The 10,035-nt window shown below is 70.1% G+C and carries 3 protein-coding genes and 1 rRNA gene; 1 reads left to right on the forward strand and 3 read right to left on the reverse strand.

Annotation, left to right across the window (positions count from 1 at the left end):
* Positions 1 to 149: 149 nt before the first annotated feature.
* Positions 150 to 5,858, reverse strand: coding sequence for a HAMP domain-containing protein (locus H299_RS0122175; protein ID WP_037760028.1), 5,709 nt, complete (start codon positions 5,856 to 5,858; stop codon positions 150 to 152).
* A gap of 380 nt (positions 5,859 to 6,238) precedes the next feature.
* On the opposite strand from H299_RS0122175, the gene H299_RS0122180 reads away from it, so the two are divergent.
* Entirely contained in the window at positions 6,239 to 8,860 is a 2,622-nt protein-coding gene (locus H299_RS0122180) for a SpoIIE family protein phosphatase (protein ID WP_027750196.1), read from the forward strand.
* Between the two features lie 82 nt (positions 8,861 to 8,942).
* Here the strand turns inward: H299_RS0122180 and H299_RS0122185 are convergent, their stop codons facing one another.
* Together H299_RS0122185 and rrf are read right to left on the reverse strand one after the other, a co-directional pair.
* Positions 8,943 to 9,629, reverse strand: coding sequence for a DegT/DnrJ/EryC1/StrS family aminotransferase (locus H299_RS0122185; protein WP_027750197.1), 687 nt, complete (start codon positions 9,627 to 9,629; stop codon positions 8,943 to 8,945).
* A 98-nt stretch (positions 9,630 to 9,727) separates the two neighbouring features.
* Positions 9,728 to 9,844, reverse strand: a 5S ribosomal RNA gene (rrf, locus tag H299_RS0122190).
* Positions 9,845 to 10,035 lie beyond the last annotated feature (191 nt).

Here is a 10,035-nt window from a genome sequence, read left to right on the forward strand (position 1 = left end):
GGCTCGCCACACCCTGTCACCGAGATGTCACCGTGCACACAGAAAAAACGGCTCAGGACACCGGATCGTTCCCGGTATCCTACGTTTTCACACGTACCCGACCACCGTCTGTCGCCGGGCCCGCTCCGTGTGCACCCCACCGTTTCACATCAACGTGCCTCCATCCACTGTCCCATGACGGACAGCAGGTGATCCGTGTCCACAGGTTTGGCGACGTAGTCGGAGGCGCCGGACTCGATGCTCTTCTCCCGGTCGCCCTTCATCGCCTTGGCCGTCAGCGCGATGATCGGCAGTCCCGCGAACTGCGGCATCCGGCGGATCGCCGCCGTGGTGGCGTACCCGTCCATCTCCGGCATCATGATGTCCATCAGCACGACGGCGGCATCGTCGTGCTGCTCCAGCACCTCGATGCCCTCCCGGCCGTTCTCCGCGTAGAGCACCTGCAGCCCGTTCTGCTCGAGCACGCTGGTGAGCGCGAAGACGTTGCGGATGTCGTCGTCCACAATGAGCACCTTCTGCCCGCTGAAGTGCGCGCGGGGGCCCGGACGCACCAGGTCCTGGCCGTTGTTGCGCCACTCCTCGGCCTCCTGCGGCCAGGTGACCGCCTGCTCCGGCGCTCCGGACTCCGCACCCTCTCCGCCGTCGGTCCTCCCCTGCTCCCGCGGTTCGGAGGCGCCCCGCTCGGATGCCTGCGGGGACCGCTGCCCCGGCTTCCGGCCCGCCGCCGCGGCACGTTCGCGGCGACGCCGTACCAGGGAGCTGGCCGCCCGGCCCGCGTCCGCCGAGGCCGCTTCGAGCGCGGCCGGACCGGACAGCTCGGGTTCACCGGCGCCCTGCGGGCGCGCGCCGGGTGCGGACGCGCCGGCCGTGTCCGCGGACGTGCCGCTCGCCAGTTCCGGCAACGCTCCAGCCGCCGGTCCGGTGAGGGCGTCGGCGCCGGCCGACCCGCCGGCCGCCGCGGCCAGGGAGCCGATGTCGAGCGGCAGGTAGCCCTGCGGCGGCAGCTCGACGGGCTGCAGGGGCAGATAGAGGGTGAAGGTGGAGCCGCGCCCCGGCTCGCTGGAGGCGTGGATCTCCCCGCCGAGGAGGCGGGCGATCTCCCTGCTGATGGACAGGCCCAGGCCGGTGCCGCCGTACTTGCGGCTGGTCGTGCCGTCCGCCTGCTTGAACGCCTCGAAGATCACCCGCATCTTGCTCGCCGCGATGCCGATGCCGGTGTCGGTGACCGAGAAGGCGATCAGGTCGGCGTCCGCGTCCCGCAGGGAACCGTGCTCCAGCATCTGCTCCCGGATGTAGTCGGGGGCCGTGCCGCCCGCGGACCGGATGACCAGCTCCACGGCGCCCGTGTCGGTGAACTTCACCGCGTTCGCCAGCAGGTTGCGCAGGACCTGGAGCAGCCGCTGCTCGTCGGTGTGCAGGGTCGCGGGCAGTTCCGGCGAGACCCGGACCGAGAAGTCCAGGCCCTTCTCCGCCGTGAGCGGCCGGAACGTGGCCTCCACGTAGTCGACGAGCTGGACCAGCGCGATCCGCGTCGGGCTGACGTCCATCTTGCCCGCCTCGACCTTGGACAGGTCGAGGATGTCGTTGATCAGCTGGAGCAGGTCGGAACCGGCGCCGTGGATGGTCTCGGCGAACTCCACCTGCTTCGGCGAGAGATTGCCCTCCGCGTTGTCGGCGAGCAGCTTGGCCAGGATGAGCAGTGAGTTGAGCGGCGTGCGCAGCTCGTGCGACATGTTCGCCAGGAACTCGGACTTGTAGCGCATGGACACCGAGAGCTGCTCCGCGCGCTCCTCCAGGACCTGCCGGGCCTCCTCGATCTCACGGTTCTTGATCTCGATGTCGCTGTTGGTCTGGGCGAGCTGCTCGGCCTTGACCTCCAGCTGCGCGTTGGACTCCTGAAGGGCCCGCTGCCGGTTCTCCAGCTCTCCCGAACGCTCCTTGAGCTGCTCGGTCAGCTCCTGCGACTGGCGCAGCAGCACCTCGGTCTTGGTGTTGACGCTGATGGTGTTGACGCTGGTCGCGATGACCTCGGCGATCTGGGTGAGGAAGTCCTTCTGGATCTGGGTGAACGGCTGGAACGCCGCCAGTTCGACCACGCCGAGCACGGTGCCCTCGAAGATCACCGGCAGCACGATGACATGCGCGGGCGGCGCCTCGCCCAGACCGGAGGAGATCTTGAGATAACCCGGCGGCGCGTTCTCCACCAGGATCATGCGCTTCTCCTCCGCCGCGGTGCCGATCAGCGACTCACCGGGCCCGAAGGTGGCGGGCATGCTGCCCAGAGCGTAGCCGTACCGGCCGACGAGCCGCAGCTCGTACGAGGTGTCACCGCCGTCGCCCGCGCCGATGATCTCGCCGATCTCCCCGACGTCCGTACCCTCCGTACCTCCGTTGTCCGCACGGACCGGTGCGGCGACGAAGAACGCGCCGTGCTGGGCGGCCATGACCGGGGCCAGCTCGCTCATGATCAGCCCGGCCACGTCCTTGAGGTCCCGGCGGCCCTGCATCAGCGCGGAGACGCGGGCGAGGTTGCCCTTGAGCCAGTCCTGGTCGTTGTTGGCCATGGTGGTCTCGCGCAGGTTCGTGATCATGGAGTTGATGCGGTCCTGGAGATCGAGGATCTCCCCCGCCGCGTCCACGTCGATGTGCACGTTGTGATCGCCGCGGGTGACCGCCTGGGCCACCGTGGTGATCGCGCGCACCTGGCGGGTCAGGTTGCCCGCCATCTCGTTCACCGACTCCGTCAGGTCCTTCCAGGTGCCGGCCACGTCACGGACGCGCGCCTGGCCGCCCAGGATGCCTTCCGTACCGACCTCGCGGGCGACGCGCGTCACCTGCTCGGCGAACGAGGACAGCTGGTCCACCATCGTGTTGATGGTGGTCTTCAGCTCGAGGATCTCGCCGTTCGCCTCGATGTCGATCTTCTGGGTCAGGTCGCCCTTGGCGATGGCCGTGGTGACACTGGCGATGTTGCGGACCTGGCCGGTCAGGTTCGACGCCATCGAGTTCACGGACTCGGTGAGGTCCTTCCAGGTGCCGGCGACCCCCGCCACCCGCGCCTGCCCGCCGAGCACTCCGTCGGTGCCCACCTCACGGGCCACCCGGGTGACCTGCTCCGCGAACGACGACAGCGTCATCACCATCTTGTTCACCGTGTCGGCGAGCTGGGCCACCTCGCCGCTGGCCTCCACCGTGACCTTCTTGGTCAGGTCGCCGTTCGCGACCGCCCCCGCGACCTGCGAGATGTTGCGGACCTGCCCCGTGAGGTTGTTCGCCATCAGGTTGACGTTGTCGGTCAGGTCCTTCCAGATACCGGAGACGTCCCGCACCCTGGCCTGGCCGCCGAGCTGTCCGTCGGTGCCCACCTCACGGGCCACGCGCGTCACCTGCTCCGCGAACGACGACAGCTGGTCCACCATCGTGTTGACGGTGGTGACCAGAGCCAGGATCTCGCCCTTCGCGTCGACGGTGATCTTCTTCGACAGATCGCCCTGCGCGACCGCCGTGGTCACCTCGGCGATGTTGCGCACCTGCGAGGTCAGGTTGTTGGCCATGAAGTTGACCGACTGGGTGAGGTCCTTCCAGGTGCCCGCGACACCCTTGACCTCGGCCTGGCCACCCAGGATGCCCTCGGTGCCGACCTCGCGCGCCACCCGGGTGACCTGCTCGGCGAAGGACGAGAGCTGGTCGACCATCGTGTTGATGGTCGTCTTCAGCTCCAGGATCTCCCCTCGCGCGTCCACCCCGATCTTCTGCGAAAGGTCACCCCGCGCGACCGCCGTGGCGACCTGCGAGATGTTGCGCACCTGATCGGTGAGATTGCCCGCCATGCCGTTGACGGAGTCGGTCAGCTCCCGCCAGACGCCGGCGACCCCGGGCACCTGGGCCTGGCCCCCCAGCCGCCCCTCGGTGCCGACCTCCGTGGCCATGCGCGTGACCTGGTCCGCGAAGGCGGAGAGCTGGTCGACCATCGTGTTGATCGTGTTCTTGAGTTCGAGGATCTCCCCTCGCGCGTCGACCTCGATCTTCTGCGAGAGGTCACCCCGCGCGACCGCCGTGGTCACCTGCGCGATCTGCCGCACCTGGTCGGTGAGGTTTCCGGCCATGGAGTTGACCGAATCGGTCAGGTCCTTCCAGGTGCCCGCCGCGCCCGGCACCTCCGCCTGACCGCCCAGCCGGCCTTCCGTACCGACGTCCCGGGCCATGCGCGTGACCTGCTCGGCGAAGGCGGAGAGCTGGTCGACCATCGTGTTGACGGTGTTCTTCAGCTGGAGCATCTCACCGGAGACGTCCACGGTGACCTTCTGCGACAGATCACCGTTCGCCACCGCCGTCGTCACCTGCGCGATGTTGCGGACCTGTCCGGTGAGGTTGCGGAAGGCCGTGTTGACCGAATCGGTCAGGTCCTTCCAGGTGCCCGCCGCGCCCGGCACCTCCGCCTGACCGCCCAGCTCGCCCTCGACGCCGATCTCCCGGGCCACCCGGGTGACCTCGTCGCCGAAGGAGCCCAGCTGGTCGACCATCTTGTTGACGGTGTTCTTCAGCTCCTGCATCTCACCGGAGACGTCGACAGTGACCTTCTGCGACAGATCACCGTTCGCCACCGCCGTCGTCACCTGCGCGATGTCCCGCACCTGCGCCGTGAGGTTGCGGAAGGCCGTGTTGACCGAATCGGTCAGGTCCTTCCAGATCCCCGCGGCGCCCGGCACCTGCGCCTGGCCGCCGAGGACGCCCTCCGTGCCGACCTCGCTCGCCGCGCGGGTGACCTCGTCCGCGAACGTGCGCAGCGTCTCGGTCATCGCGTTGATCGTCTCGGCGAGCTGGGCGACCTCGCCCCGGGCCGTCACCGTGATCTTCTGCGACAGGTCGCCGCTGGCGACCGCCGTGGTGACCTGGGCGATCTCCCGCACCTGTGAGGTCAGGTTGCCCGCCATCAGGTTGACCGAGTCGGTGAGGTCCTTCCACACCCCCGCGACGCCCTGCACCCGCGCCTGACCGCCGAGCGCACCCTCGGTGCCCACCTCACGTGCGACGCGGGTGACCTCCGACTGGAAGGAGGAGAGCTGGTCGACCATGGTGTTGACGGTGTTCTTCAGTTCGAGCATCTCGCCCGAGACGTGCACCGTGACCTTCCGCGACAGGTCGCCCTTGGCCACCGCCGTGGTCACCAGCGCGATGTCGCGCACCTGCGCGGTCAGCCGGGAGGCCATCGTGTTGACCGAGTCGGTCAGGTCCTTCCACGAGCCGGACATGCCGCGCAGCTTCGCCTGCCCGCCGAGCTTGCCCTCGGTGCCCACCTCGCTCGCGACCCGGGTGACCTCGTCGGTGAACGAGGAGAGCTGGTCGACGAGCCCGTTGACCGTACGGCCGACCTTGAGGAACTCCCCGCGCAGCGGGTGCGCCGTGCCGTCCGTGCCCTGGGCTCGCAGGTCCATCCGCTGCTCGAGGTCGCCGTCGGCCACCGCGGAGAGCACCCGGCCGACCTCGGAGACGGGCCGGACCAAGTCCTCGACCAGCGCGTTCGACCCGTCGATCGCCGCCGCCCAGGACCCCTCGCAAGCGCCCGTCTCCAGCCGCTCGGTGAGCTTGCCGTCCCTGCCGACGACGCGGCGCACGCGCGCCAGCTCGCTGGTCAGGTGCAGATTGCGGTCCGCCACCTCGTTGAAGACCGCCGCGATCTCCGCCATCGGTCCCTCACCGGTGACGGTCAGGCGTTTGCGGAAGTTGCCGTCCCGCATGGACGACAGCGCGGTCAACAGCCTGTTGACCGACGCGGCGTCGACTTCGATCGTCCCGTTCTTCCGGGAGCGTCCGCCTTTCGCGCGCGTGTTCGTACGCGCCGCTGCGCCAGACTCCACCGTGTCCCTCCCGTAGGGTCGACCGCCTTGTACGGGCCGTACTTCGAACTCTGCCCCAGTGTTTCACCCTGCCGGAACCAGGCGATAACAGTTCGGCAGCATGGCACACCAGGCTCCCATCCGGTCGCGTAGCGAAAACACCGGTAACCGGCACCCGCGCTCCCCGCGAACGTAAGTAACCTGGCATGCGGCTGTCCATTCACCCCGGTACGCCGGGACGGGGCGGTGGTGCGAGGACAATGGCAAGGGAGGGGCTCCGGGGAATGCAGGAGCAGAGCGCCGAGCGGGCACCGGCGGTTACGGTCGGCGCCCAGCGCACACCCGTACGCCCTCGTACTCCCGTGGCTGCGGGCGGCGAACAGACATTCTTGGGGAGACCAGTGATCACCGCACGGGCCGCGGCCACCTTCGAACCGGTCGGGCGCTCGGTGGCGACCGCCCGCGGCTTCGTACGCGACACCCTCCAGGGCTGGGGGCTGGGCGACATCGTGGACGACGCCGTGGTCCTCACCAGCGAGCTGGTCACCAACGCCGTCGTACACGCGGGCACCGCCGCGGACGTGCTCTGCCTCCGCGACAGCGACGGCGTCCGGATCGAGGTCGCCGACCGCTATCCCGAGCGCGAGCTGCCGCTGCACAACGCGGGCCAGGCGCCCAGCAGCCCGGACCGGGAGGGCGGGCGCGGGCTGCTGCTCTGCGCCGCCCTCGCCACCCGCTGGGGCGTGGAGTACACCGCCTCGGACAAGCGGGTGTGGTTCCAGCTCGACCTGCCCGACCGCCCCGTGGGGACCCGCTCCGCCGGCCCGGCGGTGCCCGACGCCGCGCTGCCGGTCGCCGCGGCCCGGGTGCACGTCGCCGTCGTCCAGGTGGACCGCGGCGGCGCCGTCGCCGCGTGGAACGACGACGCGCAGGCCCTCTTCGGCTACGCACCGGAGCAGGTCGTCGGCAAGCGGCTGACCGACTTCGCCGCCTGGCCGCACACCCCCGGCACCGGCACCGGCATCGCCGAGGCCCTCCAGCTCTCCCGCTGGGAGGGCTCGTACGGCGTACGCGGCGAGGACGGCCGGACCGTCCCCGTCTACGCCTCGCACCTGCGCGTCCGCGACCACGCGGGCGAGCCTTCCACCGTCTGCCTGCTCGTCCCCGACCACGAGCGGGCCGTACTCCAGTCCCCGCCGCGCGGACCGGCACCGGACGCGGCGAGCGGCTACGACGGCCACGAGCACGCCAACGCGGACCCCTTCGAGGTCTTCATCGGTTCACCCACCCCCGACGACCTGGACGGACTGCTCCAGCGCACGGTCGAGCGCGCCCGCGACATGCTGGATGGCGACGCCGCCTACCTCCTGCTGGCCACCGACGACGAGACGGAGCTGGAGGTCCGCGCCTCCACCGGCCTGCCCGCCGCCCGCCAGCGGTTCGCGCGGGTCCCCGTCGAGCTGAGCAGCGGGCGCTACGGCTCGGCCCGGATGCCCTCGGTCCACGAGGACCTGAACGTGGTGCCCGGCGCCGTGCCGCTGCTGGCGGAGACGGGCATGCGCTCGGTGGTAACCGTGCCGCTGAAAGTCGAGGGCCGCCTCACCGGCTCCCTCGGGGTGGCCACCGAGGCACCGGCCCGCTACACCAACGAGGAAGCCCTGCGTCTCCAGTTCGCCGCCGACCGCATCGCGCTCGCCGTGGAGCGCGCCCGGCTGACCGAACTGGAGCGGCTCCGGCGCGGTTCGCTCTCCTTCCTCGTCGAGGCCTCGGACCTGCTGGCGGGCACGCTGGACCGGGACCAGACGCTGGCGCTGATGGCCCAGATGACCGTCCCGACGCTCGCCACCTGGTGCGCCGTCTACACGGTCGCCGACCCGGGCTCGGAGCCCACGCTCTCCTACGTCCTGCACGAGGACGAGGACAGGATCGACAGCCTCAAGGCGCTGCTGGGCAACGTCGACCCGCCGGACCCGGTGCCCACGCCGGGTGCCCGGGTCTGGAGCGCCCCGACCGAGGCGGCGCGGGCAGGCGTCCTGCACGCCTCGCTGCACGACGTCTCGCAGCCACCGGACGAGCCCCCGCTGTCCCCCCACTCCAGTTTCACCACGGCGGCGGCGGTCGGCGGCGAGACCGTGGTGCTGCCGCTGGTCGCACGCAACCGCGTGATCGGCATGCTCACGCTCGGCAAGCCCGCCGACGAACGCTTCCGCCAGGAGATCCTGGAACTGGCGGAGGACCTCTCCCGCCGTGCGGCCCTCGCCCTGGACAACGCCCGCCTCTACTCCGAGCGCACCGCGATCAGCCAGTCCCTCCAGCGCAGCCTCCTCCCCCCGGAACTGCCCGACGTGCCGGGCGTCGAGGTCGAGGTCATCTACCGCGCGGCGGGCGAGGGCAACGAGGTCGGCGGCGACTTCTACGACGTCTTCGAGATCCGTGACGGTGTCTACGGCTTCGCCATCGGCGATGTGTGCGGCACCGGGCCGGAGGCCGCAGCCGTCACGGGCCTGGCCCGGCACGCGCTGCGGCTGCTGGCCCGCGAGGGCTTCGGCGGCCCGGCCGTACTGGAGCGCCTCAACGCCGCCATCCTCGACGAGGGCGCCCGCAGTCGCTTCCTCACCCTGCTCTACGGCGAGCTGTGGCCGCAGCCCGAGGGCGGCGCGGAACTCAAGGTCGTCTGCGCCGGACACCCGCTGCCCCTACGGCTGCGCCCGGACGGCAGCGTCGAACCGGCGGCCGAGCCCCAGCCGCTGCTCGGTGTCATGGACGATCTGGAGCTGTACGAGCAGCGCGTGGTCCTCGACCCGGGCGATGTCCTGCTGTGCGTGACCGACGGGGTCACCGAGCGCCGTGAGGGCATCCGCATGCTGGGGGACGACGGCCTGACCGATGCGCTCACCACCTGTACGGGCCTCACGGCGGGCGCCGTCGCCGGGCGCATCATGCGTACGGTGGAGCGCTTCGCGAGCGACGCTCCGTCGGACGACATGGCCATCCTCGCCATGCGCGTACCAGCCGCCGGCTGAGGGGCCGCCTCCCACGCGAAGGGCTTCCACCCGCGTGGGTGGAAGCCCGTCCCGGATCGGCCGGTCACCCGGCAGCGGGGTTCTAGCAGGCCGGCTCCAGCAGCAGGCCGCCCAGCGAGTTGCAGGCGGAGACCATCCGCTGCAACTCGCGCTGGGACAGCGAGGCGTCGACGGCGAGCGCGAGGCACTGGTCGGCCGCCCGCTCGGCCTCGGGCCGCCGGATGGCCGCGCGGAACTCCGGCATCCAGTGGACGGGTATCTTCACGGGCACCCAGCACCGCACCCCGCGGGCACGCAGGGCGTGCTTGAAGGCGTCACGGTCCGGCCGCCCGTTCCCCGGTACCCGCACCACGTATTCACTGTAGGTGTGGCTCGCGCCGTCCAGCGCGCGCGGCACGATCACGCCGGTCAGCCGGGAGTTGAGGTAGGCGGCATGCCTCCGGCGGCGGACGGCCTCCAGCGTGCCCTCCTCGGGCCGGGCGCCGAACTCCACGATCTTCAGCCCGTGCCGCCCCGTCAGCTGCCCGAGCCGGGCAGTGTCGGCGGAATGACCGAAGAGGTGGACAGCCGCGACGGCCGCGGTCCGGTCCGTCACCGCGGCTGCGGCAGCTGCCGGGTCCAGGCAGTAACTGAGCGGGTCAATGTCGACAATGACGGGGTGAGCCCCCACAGCACGTACGGACTCCGCGACCGCGCCCCCGCCGTAGGCGGGCACAACAACCTCATGGCCGGCGCCTACGCCGGCTTCTCTCAACTGTGTCGTCCCCATGAGGCGGATACTTCCCGCAGGATGTGAACATCCGATGACGCCACGAAAAAGGGTCGGGTTCTCTGAAATGAATTCAGAGAACCCGACCCACAATGATTGTTCGGCGGTGACCTACTCTCCCACACGCTCCCGCATGCAGTACCATCGGCGTAACAAGGCTTAGCTTCCGGGTTCGGAATGTAACCGGGCGTTTCCCTCACACTATGACCACCGAAACACGGTGAAACACACACCAGCAGCACCACACCACCCACCCCAAAAAACAGATAGCAGTGTGTGCCGGCTTGGTTGTGGTCTCAGAAACCACACAGTGGACGCGAACAACTGAGGACAAGCCCTCGGCCTATTAGTACCGGTCAACTCCACCCCTCACGAGGCTTCCATATCCGGCCTATCAACCCGGTCA

The organism is Streptomyces sp. CNH287, assembly GCF_000424825.1.